Consider the following 24,894-nt stretch of genomic DNA (forward strand, 5'->3'; position numbering starts at 1 on the left):
CGCACATGGCACCCTTCCACTCAGCCTTGCCTGGAACCCAATCGGCTTAGAACGATTTGTTTGTGGGTAGATCTTAAAGGGAGAAACCCATTGCCCGCACCACCCGAAATGGATGTCGTCCTCGAAAAGCTGCCTTTGAGGATCGGCGCCTATATCCCCGACGACTTGCTGGAGGACTGGTTTGCGCCGGGGACGGGCATGAATCCGGTCAGCAAGGAGGCGCTTGCCGCCGCGAAGAATTACGGTTGGCGCTTCGAATGCGAGTTCAAGCACTACCCCGACCGCAAGGAGGGCGTGTTCTGGAAGTGGGTGCCGGCGATCTGACCGGCCCTGGAGCGGTTCATCGTTTCACGGAAACGCAGAGAACCGGTCTATGACGCAATTCCGGACGGAAAACCGTTTCACACCTTTTTCCTGGACTTGCTCAGCCTCCGCCGATCGGCGTCGTCACCTTGCCGGTTCCGCCGCATTCGGGGCAGGTGCGGCCGTCGATCATGCCTGACCCCGCACAGCGGCGGCAAATATTCTCGCCAGCGCCGGGAATGCCTGCGGGAACTCCGTCCGCGTTGGTTTGGCCGGCTTGCCCGGGGTTGCCCAGCAGCTTGTTTCTCAGCCGGGCGACCCAGCCTTCGTCGACCTCGAGCGGTTTGCTGCTGTCGTCCGGCAGGCCTTCGCCGGATTGGCCGATGGTTTCATTGCACGGCCGGTCGTTCGCGCCTGTCGTGATCTTCTGAGCCATTGCATTTGCCTTTACGCCTTGCAATTTCGAACGCCTCAGCCCCGCGGAGGTTCCGGTAGCGGCCAGCCGCCTTCAGCCGGGTTTTGTCCGAGCCGCCCTTCGGCCGCGGCTGGCAAGGATGGTGGTTAGCGTGACCGGACGAAAATCCCAGCTGTCGACGCCGACGTCATACTGACGCGTGACCGGGGTGAGCCTGCCGTGCGAATGGCCATGCAGGTCGATCGATTTCCTGCCGATCTGGTTCCAGGTGCGAAAAGGGTAGTGGCAAAGGATCAGCAGACTGCCGTCCAACGTCAGCTCCTTGTAGTGTTGCGTGCTCGCCCAACCCGTGGCGTCGATGGTGGCCGCAGCATCGTTGTTGCCGATGACCAGATGCTTGCTGCCATGAAGAGACGACAGAAGCGACGACACGAATGCGGCCGATCCCCTGGCAAAATCGCCGAGGTGCCAGATCTCGTCGTCCGGCCGGACAGTTTCGTTCCACAACGCAATGAGCGCCCGATCATGCTCCGCCAGCGAGCCGAACGGGCGGCGATCGATGCGCAAAATGCGCGGGTCGCTGAAATGCGTGTCGGCGGTGAAGTAGATCATGCGCGCTCGCTGGGGCCCGTTGTCGAACTGCCGCGCATGTAGGCGCGTGGCGCACCAAGTCCATCTTGCTCTCCCCAATGCTTGCTCAACCCGCTCGATCGTCGGTTGTTCCTGTAAACAGGCCTAGGCGGCTTCCGCTTGTTGGAACTTTAAGAAGGGGGAACTTTAAGAAGGGGAACTTTGAAACGGGGGAACTTTGAAATGAGACGCAGGTTAGAATGCTTGAGGCCGATGCTCTGAAAGGACCTCGACGATGACCGACGCAGCACCTCTTGGGCGAAGCCCGGCTCAAGCGCGGGGCGATATCGACGCCGGGCGCGAAGGGGATAAGACACCGGGGATCGACCCAGCCGCGGCTCCCATGGAAACGGACGCGGAATCAGCCGGCAGCGTTCCGGCAAAGGATCGGTCTGCGCCTCATGAAAAGCCGGAGTTCACCAACCAGGCGAGCTATGCCAATGCGATGCGTCCGCTGAAGGATGAGCCCGACGTCCAGCCGCGCCGATATGGGCCGGTGCTGGTGATTGCCGCCATCGTCGTGCTGGCCGCTGCGGTTTTCATCGGCGCAGCGATGCTGCTCTGAATACAACGCAGTGGCTGGACATTTTGCTTCCGGTCCGGGACCTTGTTGCCGCGCAACGTTCAGGCGCGATCGAGTCTGCTGCACATTGACCACCAACCATCAATTCTTTGCCCGAGACGCTACCATCGTCGCGCGCGACATGATTGGCGCCACGCTGCTCTTGCATGGCGTTGGCGGCATCATCGTCGAGACCGAGGCCTATCGCCCGGATGACCCGGCTTCGCATGCTTTCGGTGGCAGGACGGTGCGCAACGGCGCAATGTTCGGCGCCCCGGCAGCGCCTATGTCTATCGCTCCTATGGCCTGCATTGGTGCCTCAATGCCGTCTGCCTGCCCGGCAGTGCCGTGCTCATCCGCGCAATCGAGCCGCAATCCGGGCTGGACGTGATGCGGGCCAATCGCGGCCTTGACGATCCCCGGCTGCTTTGTTCGGGACCGGGTCGCCTTTGCCAGGCGCTGGCAATCGACAAATCCCATGACGGGCTGCCGCTGGACGCGCCGCCATTCGAATTCAGGCTGCCCGGCGACGCCAGCGCCATTCTTACAGGCCGCCGGATCGGCATTTCCAAGGCTGTCGATGCGGCGTGGCGGTTCGGCCTTCGCGGTTCGGATTATTTGAGCCGCAAGTTCTGACGCCGCGGCAGCGGCAGAGTAGCTGCCACGCATCACTCCTTGTCGAGATGCATGGGCGTTGTCTGTTGGCGGGCTTCCCTGGTCACCTCGTCGGCTCCGGCAGGTGAAATCCCTCGCAACGCCTTCGCGGCTTCGATCAGGCGCCCGCGATCATTGCCGAAGCTCTTGATCAGCTGGCGAACCTGGTCGGCGGTGATGCCGTTCTGTTGGGCAAAATACTCGACTTCACGTTCATCTTCCGCGGAAACGCGATCGCGGTCGCGGAAATCTCGCTTGCTCTTGTCGTCAGCCATTTTTTCCTCCTGGTGAAGCTTCGCATCACTGGCAACGTGGGCAAGCGGCTTTCGTTGCCGCGACCAGGCGGACTTTTGCGCCGTCGTGCCGACTGACCAGGAACCATGAGGCGAGCAGCCGGTTTGGCTTGGATGCAGCGGCCCACAATTCATACCGATGGAGATTACGATGACGCTCGCAAGCAAAACCACTGTAGTTGCCGCGGCGCTGGCCATGTTGGCCGCGCCGGCATTCGGCCAGACGAGCCCGCCCGCGGCGCCGGCGCCGGATCGTGGCGCCGAACAGTCGCCCGCAGTGAACGGGCAGGACGCCATGCGCGATATGATGCGCCAGATGATGACCGAAATGCTGGAGGAGAGAATGCAAGAAGATCGCGCGCCCCGGGCAGAACGGCGAGGTCACTGGCATCGCGACTACAGGATGGGCCCGCCCCACCGAGATTGGGAGACGGGAGGGCGCGGTGGCATGGCACGCGGGATGCATGGCGCGAGGATGCGAATGATGTTCGCCATAGTAGATGCGGACGGCGATGGCGCGCTTTCTCAGAGCGAAGTCCAGGATTTCGTCGGGCGGATATTCAACGCCGTCGATGAGGACGGTGACGGTAGCGTCGACATGCAGGAAATCCGGTCCTTCTTCCACGGAGCAGGCGCCGAGGATCAGGAGTAAGTCTCCTACGGGTCGGCAGGAGGCCTGTCTGGAGCAGCGCGAGCTACGTCGGCCGGGGAGGATGAAAAGTCGCTGGCAACGGGATACCAGGCTGCCAGCCGGGGAGATGCGTTCCTTGGCTGGCCTTGCCGAACGCCGCGGACCAATCAGACCAGCAGGAATTCGTTGACCATGACAGAGAAAGTGACAGAGAAAACCCCGACCATCGCCCGTGTCTGGCGTGGCAGAACCTTGCCTGAGAAGGCCGACGCCTATGAAAGCTACAATTACGAGGCCGGCATCAAGCCGCTGGTCGAGAAGGCGCTGGGCGTGCAGACCTTTCGCGAGGACACGCCGACCCATTCGGAATTCGTGACGATTTCCTATTGGGAAAATGTCGAGGCGATGGCGGCGTTTACCGGTGGCGATCCGACAAAAATCCACCATCTCGAGCGGGACGAAGAGTTCCTGATCGAGCTGCCGTCGCGGGTGCAGGTGTTGCGCATCCGCTCCAGTCACGGCCGCCTGCAATAGCCCTGAGGAGCGCCGCCCTGTTCGGCCCGACCTAATAAATCGCCGTCAGGTCGATTTCGGTAATGTGCCAGCGGCCGAGATTTGAGGTGTAAAGCCTGTCGCCCTTGAAGGCGATGTTGGTGGGATGGGCGAGCGTCGTTGCCGCCGGATCCTCGATCAGCACTTCGAGCCCGCTATCTTTTCGCCAACGATAAATGCGGCTCGGCTCGTAGCATGAGATGAACAGCGAACCGTCCGGCGCGAAGGCAACGCCATCGGGGACGTTGTTCACGCCGTCCACGACGAGCTGGCGAGGTCCTGCCGTGCCGTCGGCACGGATCGGCACATAGCTGACGCAGGCCGCATGGCTTTCCACGACGTAAAGCCCATTCCCACCCGGCGCCATCGCCATGCCGTTGGCGAAGGCCATGGTCTCGCTACACCACAGGCGGCCTTCGCCGGTCTTCAACTCGTAGCGAAAAATGCCGGAGCGGCTGTCTTCGCCGAGGCTGTCGGAAACGTAGAGCCAGCCTCGTGCCTCGTCGACGATCGGATAGTTCGGCACGCGGATGCCAGCCGAGGCGAAGCGCTCCATATGACCCGTTCCGGCATTCCAGCGAAAGATCGCCGAATGCCTGAGATCGCAAGCGAAGCAGTTGTCCGCGCTATCGAAGGCGATGCCGAGCAGAAAGCCCTCTGTGCCGCCCATGTGCTCGACCGAGCTGCCATCGGCGGCGAGGCGCAGCAGGTCGCCGGTTTCGGTGCCGCACCAGATCGAGCCGTCGCGATGGATGGCCACGCCTTCCGGATGGGCGACGCGCGGGCTGGTGAAGATGCCGTCGAAGAAGACCTTCGCGGCCGACATTTCGAGCAACGGCTTTGCCATGCGCCACCCCTCTTCAGCCTGTTGCGGTATGCGACCGCTGCACGGCAATACAGCGCTCGACCATCAGCCGGTCGGCCGCCAGGATCTCGGCGATAAGCGCGCCACGCTCCTTGGCGCTGACGAATTCGAGACGCCGCAGGCCAAGCGGGTCGATGCGGTTTCGCAGGATGTCGAGCGTCTCGTTCGAGGGCAGCGGAACCTCGCGGCAATCGGCATCGAATGTCAGGGCGAAGCCGGTGGCATCCTGGACCTGCTGGCGCGTCACGCCCGGCATGGTCTCGACGATGACCAATTGCCGGCTCTCCCGGTCGAGCCGAAAGATGCAAAGATCGGTGAACACCAGCGCCGCGCCGGTCCGATAGCCCATCGGCTCGCGTTCGGCCTCTGTCAGCAAGCCGCGCGCCGAGCTGGCGATCTCGACGGTGTCGACCAGCGACTGCGGGGAGTGGCGCGGGACGTAGAGCAGATAATCGCGATGCATGTTGGCGACATCAGCCATGCCGCCCTGCCCGGGCAGCCGGATGAGGCTGCCGTCGCGCTTGCGCAGCGCAATGGTGTTGACGCGCCCGCGTCGGTCGACCTGGGCGGCACCGACGATCTCATGCGTCACGGCGCCGGCCTGGTAATAGGTCGAATAGGTGTCGTCGCCGCCGGCATGGGCCACCGCTGTCTCGCAATCGAGGCTCTCGATCAACGACAGGATCATCGGGCTCGGCGCTATGTCGAGATGACCGCAACTCATCGTCGCGATGATCATGTCCGGCGCGTGCGTCGCCTTGGCCAGCCGGTAGGCGACATTGGCGAGCGGCGACACCGCGCCGGCGCTGGCAAAGCTCTCATTGTCGAGCTCGGCGGCGATGCGGGCAGCGATGATCTCGTCGATGGATGCCTTCTTTTCGCCGTGCACGAGCCCGGGCATTGCGAGGACTGTTTCAGCGCGGACTTTCGCAGCGTCTTGAACCCGCTCCGGCACACCTTCCGAAGGCACGCTCAGGCTGTCCGCCAAAGGTATCTCCTTGGCCGCCAACGCTCCCGCCAACGCTTGATAATCCGTCACATAGAATGGCAGGCAGGAGGCGGGATAGGCGCCGCCTGGCGCCAGCGCTATGGCCGACACCTGGTTGCGGGTCAAAATGTTTTGGCGACCAGCATGGCGCAGCGCTCCGACAGGGACGATCTCCTCGACCGTGACCAGCACCTGGCGCGCCGCGCCGGCCATGGCGAAGTCCAGCGCCCGTGGTCCGATGATCTGGACATTGCCGCTCTGGTCGGCACGCTGAGCATGGACGACGAACGTATCGAGCCGCAAGGCCGGGATGACCCCGGTCGTGATTCCGTCGACCGGATCGGGCGCGGCGATCGCGCCGGGCACGCGAGCCAGCATATCCGAACCCTGCGGAAGCTGAAACGGCATTGACGGCAGGTTCTGCTGCGCTGCCCGCAACGCCTGGATCATGGCCAGCGCGGTCCAGTCGCGAATCGGCACGGCATTCGTCTCGGCAGCCGCGCGGAAGCGGGGCGGCAGGCCGAAAATATCGAGGCTGGAAAAGCAGAGGTCGATTTCCGCCACGGCATTCGGTTCGAGAAGCAGTTCGAGCGGCAGGCCGCCGGCCCAGCAGACGTAGCGCAAATCCCGTACGCCCAACCGCGCGATGGCGCGCAGCAGGGCGATCGGCAGCCGGGCAAAATGATGGCCGCCGACGCCGAAGACGTCGCCGCCGCCGACCATCGCGGCCAGCCCCTCGACATCGGTGAAGCGCGGCCGGTTCGGCTTGATCAGAGACGTCATTTCGCAGCCTTGGCCCGTGCCGCGCTCTTTTCAGCGAACGCCTTGACGCGGCGCTGGCCGATCTCGCTGCGGTAGAGACCACCCAGGACATCGCGTTCCATGGCAAGACCGTCGGCCAGATCGCCCGACACGGCATGCGCTGTCAGCCCTTTCAGCCCGTCGATCGCTGCGGCCGGTTCGGCGGCGATCATCTCGGCGAGTTCCAGCGCCCGCGGCATCAGCCTTTCGGCATCGACGATCTCGTTGACCAGACCGGCGCCGACGAACTCGGAAGCCGGCACGATGGCGCCGGTCATCAGCAGCAGATTGGCGCGGTTGCGGCCGAGCTTCTGGACGCTGCGCTGGGTGCCGCCGCCGCCGGGCACCAGCCCGAGCTTGATCTCGGGCAGGCCGAGCTTCGCGAACTGGTTGGCGATGACGATGTCGCAGCACAGCACCAGCTCCATGCCGCCGCCGAGCGCAAAGCCGTTGACCGCCGCGATGACCGGCTGGCGGTTGTTCTCGACCGCCGCATACATGCGTGTGCCCGCCATCTGGAAGGCGTCGAACTCGGCAGCTGTCTGGGCGGCGTATTCCTTGATGTCGGCGCCGGCCATAAAGCCGCGCCCCTCGCCGGTCACCACGATCGCGCCGATACCGTCATCCTGCGACAGCGCCTCGAAAACCTCGGTGATCTCGCTTTGCATCAGCCGGTTCATGGCGTTGAGCTGATCGGCGCGCCGGAAGGTGACGACCGCGACGCGCCCGGATATTTCCAAGGTGAGTGTCTGGTAACCGCTCATCGTCAGGCAGCATCCACGGTCATGTCGCCGGACGCCTCAAGCGCTGCAATCTCATCGCTGGAGAGGCCGAACTCGGCCAGTATCTCGCGGCCATGCTGGCCGACCAGCGGCGCCGGCCGTTCTATGGTAGCCGGCGTCTCGCTCATCTTGACCGCCGGCGCGACCACCCTGACCTTGCCGCCGCGCGGATGATCGTAGCTGGTGATCATGCCCAGGTGCTTCACCTGCGGGTCTTCGGCTGCGCGGCGGATGTCTTTCACCTCGGCACACCAGATGTCGGCCGCCAGCAGCCGCGCCAGCAGATCCTGCGTGGCAAACTTCCTGGTTTCGGCGTTGACCTTGTCGAACACCTCGTCGCGCTTGTCGAACAGCGTCTTCAGATCGTCGTAAACAGCAAGCTGCGGCGCCTCTAGCACCTCGTACAGCGCCTTGAACGGGCTCATGGCGATCGACACATAGCCGCCGTCGTTCGCTTCGTAGATACCGAACGGCGCCTGCATGCCGGGGTGGCCGATGCCTGAATTCGGGCGCACGAAATCCTCGCCGAGATTGAGCACGGCGACATATTCCTGGTTGAGATGCGCCAGCATGCCGGCCAGCAGATTGACCTCGATCTTCTGGCCCTTGCCGGTCTTCTCGCGATAGTAGAGCGCCGACAGGATGCCGTAGACCATGTTCATGGCACCGATCTGGTCGGCGAGGCCGGCGCCGGCCGGAACAGGAGCCTGATCGCCGCGGCCGGTGTTGGAAATCAGCCCGGACAGTCCCTGGATCAGCATGTCCTGGCCGGGGCGCTCGACATAGGGGCCTTCCTCGCCATAGCCGGAGCCCGAGCAATAGATAATGGCGGGATTGACCGCCCTGAAATCCTCGTAGCCATAGCCGAGCCTGGCGAGCACGCCGGGGCGGAAATTCTGCACCACCACATCGGCCTTCTTCGCCATGTCCATGATGATGGCATGCACCTTGCGGCTCTTCAGATTGAGCGCGATGGAGCGCTTGTTGCGGTTCCAGGCGAGGAAATTCGGGCTTTCGGAGCCGCCGACCCATTTGGCGAAGAAGGTCATGCCGCGGAACATGTCGCCGGCGCCGGCACGCTCGATCTTGATGACGTCGGCGCCCATGTCGCCGAGCAGCTGCGTGGCGAACGGCCCTTGCAGCAGATGGCTGAAATCGAGAATGCGGACGCCTTCGAGGGCCTTGTTCATTTTTGTCTCGTTGGTTGTCAAAGCAGGTCGGGTACGTAGCGGGGTGCTGCGGTGAGGCCGCCGTCGACGCGCAGGTCGGTGCCGGTGGTGAAGCCGGCGGCGTCGGAGGCGAGATAGACGGCGGCTTCGGCCACTTCGGACGGTTTGCCGATGCGGCCGAGCGGATGCATCTTCACCCAGGCCTTGGCGAGGTTGCCGCCGATCTCTTTGACCAGTTTGTCGTTCATTGGCGTGTTGATGGTGCCGGGCGAGATCGAGTTGACGCGAATGTTGAGCGGGCCGAACTCGACCGCCATCTGGCGCGTCATCGCCATCACCGCACCCTTGGCGCCGGCATAGGCGGTCCAGCCGTCGAGCCCGATATGACCTTGCGCCGAGGCCATGTTGATGATCGAGCCGGATTTCTGCGCGATCATGTGCGGCAGCGCATATTTGCAGCCGCGGAACACGCTGGTCAGGTTGACCGCGATCAGCCGGTGCCACTGCTCGTCGCTCATTTCGTGAACCGGCATGCCGCCGATGGCGATGGCGGCATTGTTGACCAGAATGTCGAGATGGCCGGTCTTGGCGACGGCTGCGTCGATGAGGGCGGCGATATCGGCCTCCTCCGCCACGTCGCAATGGACGTAGTCGGCGCGGTGGCCGGCGGCGCGCAGTTCCGCCGCGAATTTTTCACCCTTCTCGTCGGCGATGTCGCCGAGGACGACGTGCGCGCCCTCACGCGCCATCGCCTCGCTGATCGCATGGCCGATGCCGTCGGCGGCGCCGGTGACGATTGCGGTTTTCCCTTTGAGACGATCCATATCAGCCTCCAATGGCACGCCGGCGCTTCGCTTCGTCGAAGGCGACGGCGGCAATGATGATCACGCCGGTGATGACCAGCTGCCACTCGGTCGGCAGGCCGAGACCGCGCAGGCCGTTGGACAGGAATTGCAGGATCAGCACGCCAAGCGCCATGCCGGTCAGGCTGCCGATGCCGCCGGCAAGGCTTACGCCGCCAAGCACGGTGGCGGCAACGACCTGGAACTCGAAATTCAGCCCGGCCGTATGTTGCGCAGAGCCGACGCGGGCGGCCAGGATGATGCCGGCAACCGTTGCTAGCAGTGCGCTGATGATGAAGCAGATGAACTTGACGCGGCGCACGTCGTAACCCGCCAGCCGTGCCACTTCCGGATTGCCGCCGACGGCATAGATCTGCCGTCCGAACGGCCGGTGCTGCATGATGTAGGCGAAGACCGCGAGCAGGACGATGGCGATGACCGCCGAATAGGGAATGACATTGAACAGGCGGCCGTCCGACAGCGCAATGAAGCTGTCGAGCGCGGCATCGTCGGGGATGGCGCGCTGGCCGGTGTAGAGATAGACGCCGCCGCGCATGATGAACATCGTGCCCAGCGTCACGATCAGCGAGTTGATGCCGGCATAGGCCGTCAGATAGCCGTTCACGACGCCGATGATCAGCCCGAACAGCAGCGCACCACTGATGCCGAGCAGCAGCGAGTTGGTTTCGTTCATGATGATGATCAGCGGCAGGGCGATGGTCGCCAGCAGCGACCCTATCGAGATGTCGACCTCGCCGGACATGAAGACGATGGCGCAGCCGATGCCGGCGGTGAGCGCCAGCGACGCCTGACCGAGCACATTGGTGATGTTGCGTACCGAGAAGAAGTTCTCTGCCGTCAGGGAAAAGAACGCAATCACCAGGATCAGGCAAAGCAGCAGGGCGAGCTCCTGCCGCGCCAGGAATCGTGCCAGCATGGATGGCCCGGCTTTGATGGACTGGGTGCCTGCAAGACTCATCGCTTGCTCCCTTTGCGAAGCGTCATCATCTTATCCGATCGCCGCATTGAGGATTTTCTCCTGCGTGGCCTCGTCGCGAGGCATGATCGCGGTGAGGCGGCCTTCGCACATCACCGCGATGCGGTCGGCAAGGCCCAGCAGCTCAGGCATTTCGGACGTCATCATGACGACCGCCAAGCCTTCGCCGGCGAGCCGGTCGATGAGCGCGAAAATCTCCGACTTGGCGCCGACGTCGATGCCGCGGGTCGGTTCGTCGACGACGATCACCTTAAGACCGCGCATCAGCCAGCGCGAGATCAGCACTTTCTGCTGATTGCCGCCGGACAGATTCTTGACCAACTGAAACAGGCTGGGCGTCCTGATGCGAAAACGGTCGACATAGTCCTCCACCGCCTTGCGTTCCCTGGCCTTGTCGACGAAGCCCATTCTGGCGAAGGCACCGAGCGAGGCGAGGCTGGCATTCTGGTAGACCGGCAGCTCGCCCATCAGCCCTTCGCTCTTGCGATCCTCGGTGAGCAGTCCGATGCCGAGCCGGACGCCGGTGTGCGTGTCGTGCGGCAGCAGCCGGCTGCCATCGACCGAAATGGCGCCGGAAGTGATCGGGTCGTAACCGACGATGGCCTTGGCGAGCTCGGTCCGGCCGGCCCCCATGAGGCCGAAGAAGCCGAGGACCTCGCCGGCATGCGCCTCGAACGATACGTCCTTCAGTTTCTTGGCGGTGCTGAGCCCTTCAACCGAAAGCGCTACCTTGCTGCCCGGCGCACTGCGCTTGCGCGGGAACAGGTTTTCGATGCGCCGGCCGATCATGTCCTGGATCAGCGTGTCGTTGGTGTGCTCGCCGATCGGCCTGGTCGAGACGTGACGGCCATCGCGCAGCACGGTCACGGTGTCGGCGATCTCGAAGACCTCGTCGAGCTTGTGGCTGACATAGAGCACCGCGATGCCGAGAGCGGCCAGCCGGCGGATGACGGTGAACAGCAGCGAGACCTCGTTCGGCGTCAGCGAGGAGGTCGGCTCGTCCATCACCACGACGCGGGCCTCATGGGCGAGCGCGCGGGCGATCTCGACCATCTGCTGCTGGCTGACCGGCAGCGATCCCGTGCGCGCTGCCGGGTCGACGTTGAAGCCGATGCGCTTGAACAGAGCGGCCGCGTCGGCGCGGATCTTCTTCCAGTCGATCGAGCCGCCTTTGCCGGTCGGATAGCCCTCGAGGAAGATGTTTTCGGCGACGCTGAATTCGGCGATCAGCGCGATCTCCTGGAACACCACCTTGATGCCCGCTTTCAGGCTGTCGCGCGGCGACTTGATGTCGGCCTCGCGGCCGCGCAGGCGGATGGTGCCGCCATCCTTGCCGTAGACCCCGGCCATGATCTTGATCAGCGTCGACTTGCCGGCGCCGTTCTCGCCCATCAAAGCGTGGATCTTGCCGGGTTCCAGGGTTAGATCGACATTGTCCAGCGCCATCACGCCGGGAAAGCGCTTGCCGATGCCGCGCATCTCCAGCGCCGGCACGCTTTTGTCGACGGCCGCGGTTTTGCCGGGATGGAGGAAGTCAACCGACATTGGCTCTGTTCCGGACGATGTCGAGATAGGTCGCCAGGATGATGACGATGCCCGGCACCACCATCTGCAGGTCCTGGTTCCAGCCGAGGATGATGATGCCGTTGTCGATGACCTTCAGCACCAGCACGCACGTGCCGAGCAGCGAGCCGCGGCCGCCAAGCAGGCTGGTGCCGCCGAGGATGACGGCGGCAATCACAGTCAGCTCGAAGCCGCGGCCGGCGGTCGGCTGGCCGGCATTCATCAGCGACGACAGGATCATGCCGGCAATGCCGACGCAAAGGCCGGTGACGACGAAGGCGAACAGTTTCAGGCGTTGCGAGCGCACGCCGGAGAGGCGAACCGCTCGCTCGTTGGCGCCGACCGCGTAAAGATAGCGGCCGAGCGTGGTGAAGCGCAGCGTTGCCGCGGCCAGCGCGAAAATCAGCGCGGCAATCACCACCGGCAGCGGGATCGCGCCGATATAGCCGGCGCCGAGATCGGTGAAGCTTGCAAGCCGGTGGTGGTTCTGCACCGCTTCGCGGGTGAACAGATAGACGCCGCCCTGCAGCATCATCATGGTGCCGATGGTGGCGATCAGCGAGTTCACCTTGAGCCTGGTGACAACCAGCCCGTTGAACAGGCCGACCGCACCGGAAAAGGCGAGCGCCGCCAGCAGGCCGAGCGTCAGGCTGTGCGTTGAATTGAGTACGGCCATGCCGATGCAGCCGACAAAGGCCAGCGACGCACCGACCGACAGGTCGACTTCCGCGGTGATGATCAGCATCGTCATGCCCGAGGCGACGATCAGCACCAGCGCGCATTGGCGCAGGATGGCGATGATGTTGGCCTCGGAATAGAATTGCGGCGCCGCAATCGAAATGGCGATGCAGAGCACGGCCAGGATCACGCCGAGCACCAGCTGGCTGCTGCCCAGCAGCTGGCCGCCGATGAAACGCCTTGGCGCGGAGGATTGCGTAAGCTCGCTCATGTCCATTTCATTTTCGGGCAGCGTCGCCGTTTGGAACTTGCCGGCCAAAACAGGGCGGTTGACCTGTTTTCCCGTCTGCATCCGGTCCGATGCCCTTCCCGCCGCGCGGGAAGGGCTACCCGGAATCCTTACTTCTTCAGGTCAGCGGAAGTTTTCATGCATTTTTCCGGTGGCTGGAGCGCATTGACGGCATCCCATTTGATCGTTCGTGTGGTGCCGTCGTAGTCGTAGAACTTCTTCCAGTCGTCGCCGTTCATCGGCGCGGTCGGGCTGACGATGTGTTCCGGCACCTCTTCGCCGTTGAAGAGCTTAACCGCTGCATCGATGGCGGTGTAGCCTTCCTTTTCCGGGAACATCGCGGCTTCGATGCGATAGGACGGCTCGTTCTGCATGGCATTGATGAAGGCGAGGCCTTCGCCGCCGGTGCCGACCGTCAACAGGCCATCCTGCGACTTGCCGGCCGCTTTCCAGGCCTGGAGGCCGCCGAGCGACGAGGAATCGTTGATGCCGTAGATGATGTTGATGTCGGCGTTCTTGGCAAGTGCCGCCGAAGAGACTTCGAGCGCGCGGTCCGGATTGCCGCCGCCGTCGAGGTCGTGGACCATGACCGCGTCGGGGACGATGGTCTTCAGGCCGTCCATGAAACCCTGCGAACGCAGCACCGTGGCGGACAGCAGCGGCAGGCCGACATTCATCACCTTGGCTTTGCCTTCGAGCTTTTCCTTGGCGTATTTGCCGGCTTCAACGCCGGCGGTGTAGCCGGTGTCGTAGTCGCAGATCGCGACCATGGTGGTCATGCCCTTGACCGGATTGCCTTCGAGCACGACCGGAACGTTGTTGGATTTCGCCTGGCGCAGTAGCGGCACGACGCCTTCCTCGTTGACGGGCGTGACAATCAGCACGTCGACGCCTTTGGCCATGAAGTCTTCGGCGGCGGAAACCTCCTTGGCGATGTCGAGATTGGCGTCCTGCACCTCGAGTTCGATGCCGAGTTCCTTGGCGCGGGCCTGCATGCCCTTGATGACGTTCTGATACCACTCATGCGTGGCGTAATTGGTGACGTAGCCGATGCGCTTCGGCATGTTTTCGGCGTGTGCCGCGGCGGCGCTCAGAGCCAGCGCGGCCGCCGAGACAAACAGCATTGATTTGGACCAGTTCATGTTTCTTCTCCCTGTATTTCTTGTCAGTTGCTGAACGGATAGTCCCGCCGTTCCGGGTCGGCACGTGGAGAGTTGGCAGCTTCGCCCGCGCCCAGCGCCGCCGATATCGTCTCGGCCGCCGCCTTAGTCCGTTCAAAGACGGTGCTGCGATCGAAGCGGGCGGCCTTTTGCGGCAGGAACGGGACAGTGAGCGCGGCAATGACCGCGCCGGTATGGTCGCGCACCGGCATCGAGATGTTGGTGCAGCCCTCGACAGCCAGCGAAGCGCGCATTTCATAGCCGAGCCTTGCGACGTCGTTCAGCCGCGCTTCGATTTCCGCCCGGCTGCCTTGGCCTTCGCCCGCAGCGACGATCCGCTCGACGATACGGTCGCGCTCGGCGCGGCTCGAATGCGCGAGCAGCACCGCGCCGGAGCTCGTCTCGAGGATCGGGAAATGCGAGCCGAGGGCAACCGAATAACGCATCGGCAAAGGCGAATCGATCTGCAGCACGACCAGCGCGCTCTCACCTTCGCGCACGACCAGATGGCAGCTCTGGTCGGCATTGGCGGCGAGGCCGCGCATCACCGGCAGCGCGCATTCGACCAGGCGGTTTACCGGCGGATGCATATGCGCCAGCTCGAATAGCTTCAGCGACAGGCGGAAGCGGTCCGATAGCGTCCGGAAAATGTAGCCGCGCTTCTCCAGCAGCAGCAGGATGCGGTAGATCTCGTGAATGGAGCGCCCCATTCCGGTGGCGATCTCTGTCTGGGTCAGCGGCTCGCCGCTGGCAGCCATGAATTCCAGGATATCGAGCGCCTTCTCCACCGCCGGCACGCGATAGCCGTTGCGGCCGCTTTCGCCTTCGTCGACGATCTGGGCAATATCGGTGGCCATTACGCGACGCTCCGTTGCGGCTGGCCATGCCTGGTCTCGCGATAGAGCCGGTTCAGCCGATCCGCGAGCTCGGCCGCCGGCAATTCGCCGGCGATGGCCGCGGCAGCATGAGGGGCGCATTGGCGGAAGAAGCTGATGAAGCCCGTATGGGTCGGGCGCAGATAGGAGGCTTCGATCGTCGCCAGCGTCGAGGCGAAGAAGCCGCCCGAGAGCGCGTTGACCTCGGCATCCTGCCACGCCGCCAGCGATCCCGGCTGTCCGCCGGATTTCACATAGTCGCCGCGCTGATAGCCGGGCGAGCACAGAAACAGCGCGTAATCGATGGCTGCCTGCTTGTGTTTCGATTGGGCGCTGACGCCGATGCCGGCGCCGCCGAGCAAGGCGCCGGCGGATCGCGGCGTCGGCACATCGGCGAAGCGCAGATACGGCCTGTCTGCCTTGAAGGCATAGTTCACATAGCCGAAGGCGAACGGCACGTAGACCACATCGTCATGCGCGATCATATGATCGTAGCAGCGGATCGGGTTCCATTTCGGCGAATCCGGATGCGACAGCGCCGCAAGCTGGCGCAATTGCCCAACGGCCTGCTCGATTTTTTCCCTGGCAATGAACTCGTCGCCGTCTTCCCGCGGTTCGCCCAGCGTCAAAAGCAGGCACATGGCGTCAGTCGGCACCAACGGCAGCCCAAGCCATTTGCCGTCCTTCAAGGCGCGCCGGCCGAGCTCCAGCACCTCGTCATGGCTGCGCGGCAGCGGCCCGTAGCGCTCCAGGAGATCGGGGCGATACGAGGCAACCTGGCAGGCAGCATCGATCGGCAACGCCCATTGGCGCCCGTCCCTTGCGTAGGATTGCCAGGATGCGCCGACCGAATCCCGTTCGAAGCCGCGGCGCTGCTCAGCCGACAAATCGAACGGCACCATCAGCCCGCCTTCGGCAATATCGCCGATGAACGGATGGTCGAACACGACAAGATCATAGGCGCCGAGCACCGGACCAAGCGCGCCCTCGCCGAACTCGTAGAGGCTGCGGCGGTCCCATTCGATCTCAAGACCGGGATTGGCGGCACAATACGGCCCGATGCTGGCGTCGAGCGGACCCCAGCAGCGTCGGTGATCCCACGCGAGACCGCGCAGTCTTGTCATGCCCGAAATTCCTCCCTGAACCGCCCAGCCGATTAGTAGCAACTATTTTCACCTAGACAAGTAGTTTTTACATACGCAACCAGTCTCGACTTCGTTTGGCAGGGAAACCGCCCCAACCGCCGCTGGTGCGCATCGCATTGTCGCCGGCCTTCAACCAAAGGCTGCGACGGGTCTGGCTTTTTGGAACTTTCGCGACGAACATACGTTCGGTTGGCGCAACCATCTTGAGCAGCATCATTGGGCAGCGTCACTGGATTCAGCGCCGAGTCGTAGGGAGCGGACGAAATGGCCCAACTGTGGGCGCGGCCATGAACCGGTTTGCCGCCTTGGCATTCGCCACGTTTCTGGCGATAACGTCGATCTGGGTACTGTTTCTGGTTTCTTAAGATTTGGCTTTGGTTGCGTGGGATTTGCCGCTGGTTTGTTAGGATTTGGAGGGGTTCTCGACAGGTTGACCGCTTAACGACATCCACGGCATGTGGTTCTGCCAGCCGGAGCCGCGTGCGTGAAGAAACTGTCGCCAGGAGCACACCGGCGCGCACATTCGGGGTTGGCAGCCACGCTGCCTGCAACGTTCCAATCGGTTTTCAGGAAACGGCGAGATCTCATGTTGCTGAGGGCGATCGTTCGAAACTGTGCCGTTCTTGGCCGCGTCGGCGCGACGACGCTACTTGCCGGGCTGCTTGCCGGCTGCCAGGGCGGCGTGCTCGACCCTCACGGGCCAGTCGGCGCGGCGCAGCGCACGATCCTGCTCAATTCGGTTGCCATCATGCTGGCCATCGTCATCCCGACGATCGTGGCGACGCTCGGCTTTGCCTGGTGGTTCCGGGAAACCAACACAAGAGCGCGGTATCTGCCGGAATGGGCCTATTCCGGACGCATCGAACTGGTGGTCTGGTCGATCCCCATCCTCGTCATCCTGTTTCTGAGCGGCATCATCTGGATCGGGTCGCATGACCTCGATCCAATGAAGCCGCTGGATTCCCAGCAACAGCCGCTTGAGGTGCAGGTCGTCTCGCTCGACTGGAAATGGCTGTTCATCTACCCCGAGCAGAATGTCGCGAGCATCAACCGGCTCGTGGTGCCGGCGGGCAGGCCGGTGCATTTCTCGCTTACCTCGGCAAGTGTCATGAATGCGTTCTTCGTGCCTCAGCTTGGCGGCATGATCTACACGATGAACGGCATGACGACGCAGCTTCACCTGCAGGCGGATCAGCAGGGCGAATTTTATGGGCGGTCGGCCCACTTCAGCGGCGACGGTTTTCCAGGCATGCAATTCGTGCTGCATGCTGTCGCGGTCGACGCCTTCGACGCGTTCGTCAATTCGGCGCGAAGCCAAGGACAGGCACTCGACAGGGCCAGCTACCAGGAACTGGCCAGACAGAGCCTGGACGTGCCGCCTTCGACCTATCGCTCGGTCGAGCCGGACCTTTTCCATGAGATCGCGACGCAGGGCGTTCCGCCCGCGCCCGGCCCCCAGGCCGGTCGCCCCGAGCCGAGCGTATCGCCCAAGACAGGAGGCTGACAATGCTCGGAAAATTGAGCTGGGACGTCATCCCGTTCGATCAGCCTCTGCCGATGATCGCCTCGGCGGTCGTCGCCCTGGCAATCCTCGGCGTGCTGGCCTGGGTCTTCCTGGCCGGCCATTTCCCCTATCTGTGGCGCGAATGGATCACAAGCGTCGATCACAAGCGGATCGGCGTCATGTACACGCTGCTGGCGCTGCTGATGCTGCTGCGCGGCTTCAGCGACGCCGTCATGATGCGGTCCCAGCAAGCCCTCGCCTTCCAGGCGCCCGGCTATCTGCCGCCCGACCACTTCAACCAGGTCTTTTCCGCCCACGGCACCATCATGATCTTTTTCGGGGCGATGCCGTTCGTCATCGGCCTGATGAACCTGGTCGTGCCGCTGCAGCTCGGCGTCCGCGACGTTGCCTTTCCGACGCTCAACTCGGTGAGTTTCTGGCTCACCGCCACCGGTGCGTTGCTGGTCAACATCTCGCTGGTGATCGGCGAATTCGCGCGTACCGGATGGCTGCCCTATCCGCCGCTCAGCGAGACCGCCTACTCGCCGGGCGTCGGCGTCGATTATTATCTGTGGGCGGTGCAGATAGCGGGCGTCGGAACGCTGCTCACCGGCATCAATTTCGTCACCACGATCCTGAAGATGCGGGCGCCTGGCATGAGCTACCTCAGCATGTCGATGTTCTGCTGGACTTCACTCGCCGCCAGCCTGCTCATCGTCGCCGCCTTCCCGATCCTCACCGCCACGCTCGCGATGCTGACGCTCGACCGCTATTTCGGCTTTCATTTCTTCACCAACGAAGCCGGCGGCAACATGCTGATGTTCGTGAACCTGATCTGGGCCTGGGGCCATCCCGAGGTCTACATCCTCGTCCTGCCGGCATTCGGCATCTTCTCGGAGGTCATCTCCACCTTCTCCAGCAAGCCGCTGTTCGGCTACCGCTCGATGGTGGCCGCGACGCTCTTCATCTGCATCGTCTCCTTCATGGTGTGGCTGCACCACTTTTTCACCATGGGCGCCGGCGCCGACGTCAACGCCGCGTTCGGCATTGCCACCAGCATCATCGCTGTCGGTACCGGCGTGAAGATCTACAACTGGATGTTCACCATGTATGGCGGCCGCATCCGCTTCGCGACGCCGATGCTGTGGTCGCTTGGCTTCATGGTGACGTTCGTCATCGGTGGCATGACGGGCGTGTTGCTGGCCGTGCCGCCAGCCGATTTCCTGCTTCACAACAGCCTGTTCCTGGTGGCGCATTTTCACAACGTCATCATCGGCGGTGTGCTGTTCGGCGCCTTCGCGGGATATACCTACTGGTTTCCCAAGGCATTCGGATTCCGGCTGCACGAGGGCTGGGGCAAGCTGGCCTTCTGGCTGACGCTGATCGGCTTCTACGCCACCTTCGTGCCGCTCTACACCGTCGGCCTGCTCGGCATGACCCGCCGCATGCAGCATTTCGACGTGCCGGCCTGGTATCCCTGGGTGCTGGTTGCCGGCGCCGGCATGTTAATCACCACCGCCGGCGTGGTCGCCCAGATCATTCAGCTCGTCGTCAGCATCCGACAGCGCGCGGCGCTTCGCGATGTCACCGGGGATCCCTGGGACGGGCGTTCGTTGGAATGGGCCACACCCTCGCCGCCGCCGGTCTTCAACTTCGCCGCGCTTCCGCATGTCGAGGGCGAAGAGCCCTACTGGAGCATCAAGCAGCGGGCACGCGAGCAAAACCGGCTGCGCGACGAGCCTGAATACGAGCCGATCGAGATGCCGCGCAACAGTCCCACCGGGTTCATCTGCGCCTTCTTTGCGACCGTGATGGGTTTCGCCCTCATCTGGCACATCTGGTGGATGGTGGCGCTCGGCGCGCTCGGTGCTTTCGCCACCTTCGTCGTATTCGCGTGGCGCGACATACCCGAATACGTCATTCCTGCCGCCGAAGTCGCCCGGATCGACCGCGCCAACCGAAGTGCCCGCCGCGAGGCGCTGGCCACGTATACGGGGCCAAGGCCATGACCGCGATCGACGTTCGAGAGCGTGACCCCTACCACCTCGGCCATCGCGGGCACGGCCATGCCCCCGGCCATGGCGACGGCGGACCGGCACCGATCCGGATCGTCGTCGGCTACGGCTTCTGGATCTTCCTTCTGAGCGACATCGTGATGTTCTCGGCCTTCTTTGCGGCCTACGCTGTGCTGGCGGGCAAGACGGCGGGCGGACCAAGCGGAGCCGAGCTGTTCGACCTGCGCAACGTCGCGATCGAGACGGCGGCCCTGCTGTTGTCGAGCTTTACCTGCGGTCTCGCCAGCCTCGCCGTGACCGCGCGGCGAAGCTCCTGGTTCTATGTTGCGATGGCTCTCACTTTCGTGCTCGGCGCCAGCTTCATCCTGCTCGAGCTCCGCGAGTTCGCGCATATGATTGCCCGCGATGCCGGACCGACGCGCAGTGCTTTCCTGTCGGCGTTCTTCACGCTGGTGGGATGCCATGGCCTGCACGTGACGGCGGGGCTGCTGTGGCTGCTCACGATGATGGCGCAGATCTTCGCCAAGGGATTCCGCGACGATATTCTTCGGCGTTTCATGTGCTTCAGCCTGTTCTGGCACGCCCTCGACATCATCTGGGTCGCCCTGTTCACGGTGGTCTATCTCCTGGGAGCAAGTCGATGAGCAATGCTGACGACCGCCATGCGCAAAGGCGCGACACCGATGGCCTGGAGCGCTACGACATCGATACGGCGCCGGGTGACGAATACCTCGGCGACGCCGAGGTCGGATCCGGGTTACGCGGCTATGTGATCGGCCTCGGGCTGGCAACGCTGTTGACCATCGCCTCGTTCTGGTTGCTCGGAACCAACCTTATATGGGCACCGGGCATCCCGGTGGCGCTGATTGTGCTGGCGATCGCGCAGATGGGCGTGCATCTCGTCTTCTTCCTGCATATCACGACGGGGCCGGACAACACCAACAACGCCCTGGCGCTTGCCTTCGGCGTGCTGATCGTCGTCCTGGTGATCGGCGGCTCGATCTGGATCATGGCCAACCTCGACCACAATTTGATGCCGACGAATGCGATCATGAACATGAACCGCTAGTGACAGTTCCGGCCGTTGGCCGCAGTTCATGCGACAGCCAGCTCGGTCTCAAGCCCGTTCGAATGTGTCGACGACCTCGGCCGCTCCCAGGGCGCGGGGCGCGGCCTCCTTGAGCACATCCATCACCCTGTCTGAGGCTCCCGCATAAAAACCATGAGCCGCCGATGTTCCGATCGCCGCAACTCGGTCAAACCGGATAGCGCGCCGTTGCCCGGAACATTCGCCGAGGAAGCGGGTTTTTCGGTTCGGACGCATCGCCGCGGAATAACGGCAATGGGCCCGGCAATGGACGAAGGGCGGCGCGACATGACCGGGCTAAGCGGCACACAATCGGGCGGAGCAAAAGGTGTTGTGGTCGCGTTCTCCGCGCCGGGCGGCGAGACCATCTATGCCCACGAATGGGAGACCGTCGCTGCCGTCGCGCGCACGATTGCGGCGTTGAAGGGATTTTCCTTCCGCCAGGGCCTGCGTGACTGGGGCGGTGACAACGGCGGGCTGTATTTCGTGCCGGACGACAGCCTGCTTGCCGCCGATGCGGTCCAACTGGGCATCAACGGGCCCGACGACCTCTTCGGCGGTGTGGTGCCCTGGCGCCTCGCAACCACCAAGGCCATAACCCACGAGCTGGTGGACGGGTCGGCGGCACGGCCAAAAGATTGGCCAACCGGCTTCGGCAGCGCCGTCGGCGCGGCCGTACTGCCAGGCTACACCGCATTTTCACGCGATGACGCGCTGCGCGCAGCGGAACGTCTGCTGCAGCTCGGGCTGGTCCGGTTCAAGCCACCGCGCGCTTCGCGGGGCCGCGACCAGCACACCGCCGCGACGGTCGCCGATATCGAAAGGCTGCTGGAACGATATCCATCCTCCGACCTAAGCGAATACGGGCTTGTTCTCGAAACGGAGCTTCGCGACATTGTCACGCTGAGCATTGGCAGAACCGCGATCGACGGAACATCGGTCAGCTATTACGGCGTGCAGCGGATGACCGCCGACAATGCCGGACAGCCCGTTTACGGCGGATCCGATCTGGTCGTCGTGCGCGGCGGATGGGAAGCGCTCGACAGGCTGCAGCTGTCTCCGGCGCTGACTTTGGCTGTGGCGCAGGCGAGGACCTACGACGCGGCGATGCTTGGCCATCCCGGATTTTTCGCCTCGAGGCGCAACTACGACATCGGCCAAGGTGTCGATTCCTCGGGCATCTGGCGATCGGGTGTGCTGGAAGCCAGCTGGCGGATCGGCGGCAGCAGCACGGCAGAGCTTGCGGCAATGGAGGCCATGACGCGTGACCCCGACGTACAGCTCGTGCATGCGTGCGCGGTCAAGCAATTCGGCAACACCGCGCAGATGCCGCTGAATGCAGAAATCCACTTCCACGGAGAGGACCCCGTGGAGGGCCAAATCACGCGTTATACCGTCGTCACGCAGGCGATCCGAGGACCGGTCAGGAAGCCAGCCGATCGTCATTTTAGGTCGAAGTGAAACACGCTTTTGGCAGGGAACATCCGCGAATGGCCCGAGTTTGTTTCAGGCAGCCAGCCAATCCCGGCCATCGAAGCGAAACTGAGCGACCACAAGGACATCGGCGTCCTGACTGACCTTACCGATTTCGAAGACATGACGGCTGGCGCCTTACGGCGCGACCTGCAGTATGGGCTGAGCAAACTCCGCGAGCTCCACCGCTTCAAACGTGCCGCCGTGATTTCCGACAAGCAGTGGATCAAGGCAGCCACGGAAATGACGGACGCGCTGTTTCCGCAACTCGAGGCGCGGGTGTTCCCGGAAGACGAAAAGGCTCAGGCCCTGAAATGGGTAGCGGCCGTACAATAGCGGCGTTGCCTGGAGGAGTGGCCATGCCCTACGACAAACGACAGGATCCGGAAGGCCTCTGGGAGGTCTATGACAGCGAGAGCGACGAAGCCGTCGTGGTCGGCGGGTTGCCGCTTTCCGGTCTCGACGAGAGCGAAGCCGGTGAAGCGATTGAAAAGCTCAATCGGGGCGAGCTGACGTCGGACAACATCCCCGAGACGGTTCGGTCAGGGTGGCCTCCGACCAAGGACGGATTGTGATGACAACCGGACGGACGTCACCGAGGACGACCGGTCGCGGATCTACGGCGAGGCCTTGACGCCTAACGCGCGGGCCTTGTCCTCGAAGTCGTCGCGAATGTCCTCGATCGTCGGCAGATGCAGGCGTCGCAGCTGGGCGTGCAACTTTTTGGCAGCGTCGGAATTCAGGTCGCGCTTGAAATTGGTCGCGACCTCCTCAGCCGAGCCGTAACGGCGATAGCGCTCGATCTCGGTCTTCGTGGCCTGCTGAACATGTTCGAGCATCTTGCGCTCGGCATCGGATTTTCCGTCGGGTTTGGCCCGCATGACCGGATTGAAGGCTTTGCTGATAACGAATTCGACGAGTTCTTGCTGGGCGTGAGCCATGCTTGTTCTCCCTCGAAGAAGGCCTGTGTGGGCTTGGAACGGTTTCGCGGAAACGCCGAACCGCTCAATCTTTTTGTTTTGACGCAATTCCGAACGGAAAATCGTTCCACGCTTTTCCTGGAATTGCTCTAACCGCGGCAGCAATTGAAGGTTCCGTAGCTTCGTTACCGCTACAGGTCACGGGCGAAGGTCACAGCCGCGCTTTGGTGGTGCGCGGCGTTGCCAGGAGCAGGCTTGTTTCGCTGCCGGTAATTCCGGGGATCAGGCGGATACGTCTCAGCACCGCATCGAACTCGCTCAGCGTCTGGGTTCCGAGTTCTATCACCAGATCCCAACGGCCATTGGTGGTGTGGATCGTCGAGACCTCGGAGAAGCCGCCCAGCGCCCGGATGACGCGATCTGCGGCATGGCCTTCGATTTCGATCATCATGATGCCACGCACCCGCTGATCGACCGCGTCGGCGCGTAGAATGACGGTGTAGCCGACGATGCCGCCTCCTCTTTCAAGTCGCTCGATCCGGGACCTTACCGTTGCCCGGGAGACACCCAGGCTAACGGCAAGGTCGGAAATGCTGCGCCGGGCGTCATGCCGCAAAGAGGTGATGATCTGCTCGTCGAGCCGGTCCATGATTGCTCACAACGGAAGTAGATGCTGCCACTATGGTAAGGCACTTCGACAAATTTACCAATTTGATATGTTCATTCTGCCAGCGATGCGGGGTTCACTAAAGGCATCGTAATTTGGTGGGGTACGAGAATGCACTGCGTGATCGTGGGAGCACCGATCCAGGCCGGCTCTGGCCGGATGGGCTGCGAGATGGGGCCGAGCGCGCTGCGCACGGCCGGTCTGGCCGGCGCGCTGACCGAGCTTGGCCATACGCTGACCGACCTCGGAACGATTGTCCCTGCCGACATGCGCCCTGTCGTACACGGCAACGCGGTGGTGAAGGCGCTGCCGGAAATCGCCGCCTGGACGGCAGCGATCAGCGAAACCGCCTATGCTGCGAGCGCCGACGCAATGCCGATCTTTCTCGGCGGCGACCACAGCATTTCGGCCGGCACGCTCGCCGGCATTGCCCGCCGGGCAGCGAATGCCGGCCGGCCGCTCTTCGTGCTGTGGCTCGACGCCCACCCCGATTTTCATACGCTCGACACGACGACCAGCGGCAATCTGCATGGCGTGCCGCTGGCCTATGCCAGCGGGCAGCCCGGCTTCGAGGGCTATTTCCCCCGCCTCGCGGCGCAGGTGGACCCGGCTCGCATATGCGCGCTGGGAATCCGCAGCGTGGACCTGGCGGAACGGGATGCGTTGCGCAGAGCCGGCGTGACGGTCCACGACATGCGTTCGATCGACGAGCACGGCATCGCGCAACTGCTTCGCGCCTTTCTCGAACGGGTGAGCGCCGCCAACGGCATGCTCCATGTCAGCCTCGATGTCGATTTTCTCGACCCGTCGATCGCGCCGGCGGTGGGCACCACCGTTCCCGGCGGCGCCACCTTCCGCGAGGCGCATCTGGCGATGGAAATGCTGCATGACAGCGGGCTCGTCACCAGTCTCGACCTGGTCGAACTCAACCCCTTTCTCGACGAGCGCGGCCGCACCGCCACGCTTTTGGTCGACCTGACCGCAAGCCTGATGGGCCGGCGGATCATGGATCGCCCGACGAGGGGGTTCTGAGC

The 24,894-nt window shown here is 63.4% G+C and carries 29 protein-coding genes and 1 pseudogene; 13 read left to right on the forward strand and 17 right to left on the reverse strand.

The window, feature by feature from the left end:
- The first annotated feature begins 90 nt into the window (after positions 1-90).
- Complete coding sequence (locus tag NKJ09_RS10550; protein ID WP_352495068.1) at positions 91-324, forward strand: hypothetical protein; 234 nt, start codon at positions 91-93, stop codon at positions 322-324.
- Between the two features lie 100 nt (positions 325-424).
- Here NKJ09_RS10550 and NKJ09_RS10555 read toward each other — a convergent pair whose 3' ends face one another.
- Together NKJ09_RS10555 and NKJ09_RS10560 are read right to left on the reverse strand one after the other, a co-directional pair.
- Positions 425-739 (reverse strand): hypothetical protein, encoded by a 315-nt coding sequence (locus NKJ09_RS10555; RefSeq protein ID WP_352495069.1) that lies wholly within the window; start codon positions 737-739, stop codon positions 425-427.
- A 72-nt stretch (positions 740-811) separates the two neighbouring features.
- Positions 812-1,330 carry a metallophosphoesterase family protein gene (locus NKJ09_RS10560; protein WP_352495070.1) on the reverse strand — a complete coding sequence of 173 codons (519 nt, stop codon included), beginning with the start codon at positions 1,328-1,330 and terminating at the stop codon, positions 812-814.
- Positions 1,331-1,583: 253 nt separating this feature from the next.
- Between NKJ09_RS10560 and NKJ09_RS10565 the strand changes: the two genes are divergently transcribed.
- On the forward strand, positions 1,584-1,913 hold the full coding sequence (locus NKJ09_RS10565; RefSeq protein WP_352495071.1) for a hypothetical protein: 330 nt from the start codon (positions 1,584-1,586) through the stop codon (positions 1,911-1,913).
- 139 nt (positions 1,914-2,052) lie between these two features.
- Positions 2,053-2,546: pseudogene (locus tag NKJ09_RS10570) on the forward strand (DNA-3-methyladenine glycosylase).
- Between the two features lie 32 nt (positions 2,547-2,578).
- On the opposite strand, the gene NKJ09_RS10575 reads toward NKJ09_RS10570, so the two are convergent.
- The gene (locus NKJ09_RS10575; protein ID WP_352762710.1) at positions 2,579-3,031 is read right to left on the reverse strand and encodes a DUF3606 domain-containing protein; all 453 of its coding nucleotides are present in this window, start codon (positions 3,029-3,031) and stop codon (positions 2,579-2,581) included.
- Between NKJ09_RS10575 and NKJ09_RS10580 the strand changes: the two genes are divergently transcribed.
- Both NKJ09_RS10580 and NKJ09_RS10585 read left to right on the forward strand, forming a co-directional pair.
- The gene (locus NKJ09_RS10580) at positions 3,009-3,509 is read left to right on the forward strand and encodes an EF-hand domain-containing protein (protein ID WP_352495074.1); all 501 of its coding nucleotides are present in this window, start codon (positions 3,009-3,011) and stop codon (positions 3,507-3,509) included. The two genes, NKJ09_RS10575 and NKJ09_RS10580, sit on opposite strands and share 23 nt — an antisense overlap.
- 183 nt (positions 3,510-3,692) lie before the next feature.
- Positions 3,693-4,022: a hypothetical protein gene (locus NKJ09_RS10585; RefSeq protein ID WP_023720480.1), complete on the forward strand. Its 330-nt coding sequence runs from the start codon at positions 3,693-3,695 to the stop codon at positions 4,020-4,022.
- A gap of 31 nt (positions 4,023-4,053) precedes the next feature.
- Here the strand turns inward: NKJ09_RS10585 and NKJ09_RS10590 are convergent, their stop codons facing one another.
- The 12 genes from NKJ09_RS10590 to NKJ09_RS10645 all read right to left on the reverse strand — a co-directional run bounded on the left by NKJ09_RS10590 (position 4,054) and on the right by NKJ09_RS10645 (position 16,411).
- Complete coding sequence (locus NKJ09_RS10590) at positions 4,054-4,887, reverse strand: SMP-30/gluconolactonase/LRE family protein (protein WP_352481464.1); 834 nt, start codon at positions 4,885-4,887, stop codon at positions 4,054-4,056.
- Between the two features lie 13 nt (positions 4,888-4,900).
- Positions 4,901-6,676, reverse strand: coding sequence for a CoA-transferase (locus NKJ09_RS10595; RefSeq protein ID WP_352495076.1), 1,776 nt, complete (start codon positions 6,674-6,676; stop codon positions 4,901-4,903).
- Positions 6,673-7,458 (reverse strand): enoyl-CoA hydratase/isomerase family protein, encoded by a 786-nt coding sequence (locus NKJ09_RS10600; RefSeq protein WP_352495077.1) that lies wholly within the window; start codon positions 7,456-7,458, stop codon positions 6,673-6,675. Before NKJ09_RS10600 ends, NKJ09_RS10595 begins: the two co-directional genes overlap by 4 nt.
- Positions 7,459-7,460: 2 nt before the next feature.
- Positions 7,461-8,666 (reverse strand): CaiB/BaiF CoA transferase family protein, encoded by a 1,206-nt coding sequence (locus NKJ09_RS10605; protein WP_352495078.1) that lies wholly within the window; start codon positions 8,664-8,666, stop codon positions 7,461-7,463.
- Between the two features lie 17 nt (positions 8,667-8,683).
- A complete protein-coding gene (locus tag NKJ09_RS10610) occupies positions 8,684-9,469 on the reverse strand; it encodes an SDR family NAD(P)-dependent oxidoreductase (RefSeq protein ID WP_352481461.1) in 786 nt (261 codons plus the stop codon).
- A gap of 1 nt (position 9,470) precedes the next feature.
- Entirely contained in the window at positions 9,471-10,466 is a 996-nt protein-coding gene (locus NKJ09_RS10615; RefSeq protein WP_352481460.1) for an ABC transporter permease, read from the reverse strand.
- 30 nt (positions 10,467-10,496) lie between these two features.
- Positions 10,497-12,029 carry a sugar ABC transporter ATP-binding protein gene (locus NKJ09_RS10620; RefSeq protein ID WP_352481459.1) on the reverse strand — a complete coding sequence of 511 codons (1,533 nt, stop codon included), beginning with the start codon at positions 12,027-12,029 and terminating at the stop codon, positions 10,497-10,499.
- Positions 12,019-12,996, reverse strand: coding sequence for an ABC transporter permease (locus NKJ09_RS10625; protein ID WP_352762714.1), 978 nt, complete (start codon positions 12,994-12,996; stop codon positions 12,019-12,021). Before NKJ09_RS10625 ends, NKJ09_RS10620 begins: the two co-directional genes overlap by 11 nt.
- Before the next feature lie 128 nt (positions 12,997-13,124).
- On the reverse strand, positions 13,125-14,156 hold the full coding sequence (locus tag NKJ09_RS10630; RefSeq protein WP_023720489.1) for a sugar ABC transporter substrate-binding protein: 1,032 nt from the start codon (positions 14,154-14,156) through the stop codon (positions 13,125-13,127).
- 23 nt (positions 14,157-14,179) lie between these two features.
- The gene (locus NKJ09_RS10635) at positions 14,180-15,031 is read right to left on the reverse strand and encodes an IclR family transcriptional regulator (RefSeq protein WP_023720490.1); all 852 of its coding nucleotides are present in this window, start codon (positions 15,029-15,031) and stop codon (positions 14,180-14,182) included.
- Positions 15,031-16,173: an extracellular solute-binding protein gene (locus NKJ09_RS10640; protein ID WP_352495079.1), complete on the reverse strand. Its 1,143-nt coding sequence runs from the start codon at positions 16,171-16,173 to the stop codon at positions 15,031-15,033. Before NKJ09_RS10640 ends, NKJ09_RS10635 begins: the two co-directional genes overlap by 1 nt.
- A 67-nt stretch (positions 16,174-16,240) precedes the next feature.
- On the reverse strand, positions 16,241-16,411 hold the full coding sequence (locus tag NKJ09_RS10645) for a hypothetical protein (protein WP_023720492.1): 171 nt from the start codon (positions 16,409-16,411) through the stop codon (positions 16,241-16,243).
- 369 nt (positions 16,412-16,780) lie between these two features.
- On the opposite strand from NKJ09_RS10645, the gene cyoA reads away from it, so the two are divergent.
- The 7 genes from cyoA (at position 16,781) to NKJ09_RS10680 (ending at position 22,848) form a co-directional block, all read left to right on the forward strand.
- Positions 16,781-17,698, forward strand: coding sequence for a ubiquinol oxidase subunit II (gene cyoA, locus NKJ09_RS10650; protein WP_084642829.1), 918 nt, complete (start codon positions 16,781-16,783; stop codon positions 17,696-17,698).
- Positions 17,699-17,700: 2 nt separating this feature from the next.
- On the forward strand, positions 17,701-19,707 hold the full coding sequence (cyoB, locus tag NKJ09_RS10655; protein WP_023720494.1) for a cytochrome o ubiquinol oxidase subunit I: 2,007 nt from the start codon (positions 17,701-17,703) through the stop codon (positions 19,705-19,707).
- Positions 19,704-20,357 (forward strand): cytochrome o ubiquinol oxidase subunit III, encoded by a 654-nt coding sequence (gene cyoC, locus NKJ09_RS10660; RefSeq protein WP_023720495.1) that lies wholly within the window; start codon positions 19,704-19,706, stop codon positions 20,355-20,357. The genes cyoB and cyoC overlap by 4 nt, the downstream gene beginning before the upstream one ends.
- On the forward strand, positions 20,354-20,782 hold the full coding sequence (cyoD, locus tag NKJ09_RS10665; protein WP_023720496.1) for a cytochrome o ubiquinol oxidase subunit IV: 429 nt from the start codon (positions 20,354-20,356) through the stop codon (positions 20,780-20,782). Before cyoC ends, cyoD begins: the two co-directional genes overlap by 4 nt.
- A gap of 273 nt (positions 20,783-21,055) precedes the next feature.
- Positions 21,056-22,261: a DUF3182 family protein gene (locus tag NKJ09_RS10670; RefSeq protein WP_023720497.1), complete on the forward strand. Its 1,206-nt coding sequence runs from the start codon at positions 21,056-21,058 to the stop codon at positions 22,259-22,261.
- Between the two features lie 9 nt (positions 22,262-22,270).
- Complete coding sequence (locus tag NKJ09_RS10675) at positions 22,271-22,609, forward strand: SpoIIAA family protein (protein ID WP_352481452.1); 339 nt, start codon at positions 22,271-22,273, stop codon at positions 22,607-22,609.
- Between the two features lie 23 nt (positions 22,610-22,632).
- The gene (locus tag NKJ09_RS10680) at positions 22,633-22,848 is read left to right on the forward strand and encodes a hypothetical protein (RefSeq protein ID WP_352481451.1); all 216 of its coding nucleotides are present in this window, start codon (positions 22,633-22,635) and stop codon (positions 22,846-22,848) included.
- A gap of 42 nt (positions 22,849-22,890) precedes the next feature.
- Here NKJ09_RS10680 and NKJ09_RS10685 read toward each other — a convergent pair whose 3' ends face one another.
- Together NKJ09_RS10685 and NKJ09_RS10690 are read right to left on the reverse strand one after the other, a co-directional pair.
- Positions 22,891-23,214: a hypothetical protein gene (locus NKJ09_RS10685; protein ID WP_352481450.1), complete on the reverse strand. Its 324-nt coding sequence runs from the start codon at positions 23,212-23,214 to the stop codon at positions 22,891-22,893.
- A 190-nt stretch (positions 23,215-23,404) separates the two neighbouring features.
- Positions 23,405-23,842: an Lrp/AsnC family transcriptional regulator gene (locus NKJ09_RS10690; protein WP_352495082.1), complete on the reverse strand. Its 438-nt coding sequence runs from the start codon at positions 23,840-23,842 to the stop codon at positions 23,405-23,407.
- Positions 23,843-23,971: 129 nt separating this feature from the next.
- On the opposite strand from NKJ09_RS10690, the gene rocF reads away from it, so the two are divergent.
- On the forward strand, positions 23,972-24,892 hold the full coding sequence (rocF, locus tag NKJ09_RS10695) for an arginase (RefSeq protein ID WP_352481448.1): 921 nt from the start codon (positions 23,972-23,974) through the stop codon (positions 24,890-24,892).
- Positions 24,893-24,894: the final 2 nt, after the last annotated feature.

This window comes from Mesorhizobium sp. M0189 (genome assembly GCF_040322135.1).
In the GTDB taxonomy this organism is placed as follows: Bacteria; Pseudomonadota; Alphaproteobacteria; order Rhizobiales; family Rhizobiaceae; genus Mesorhizobium.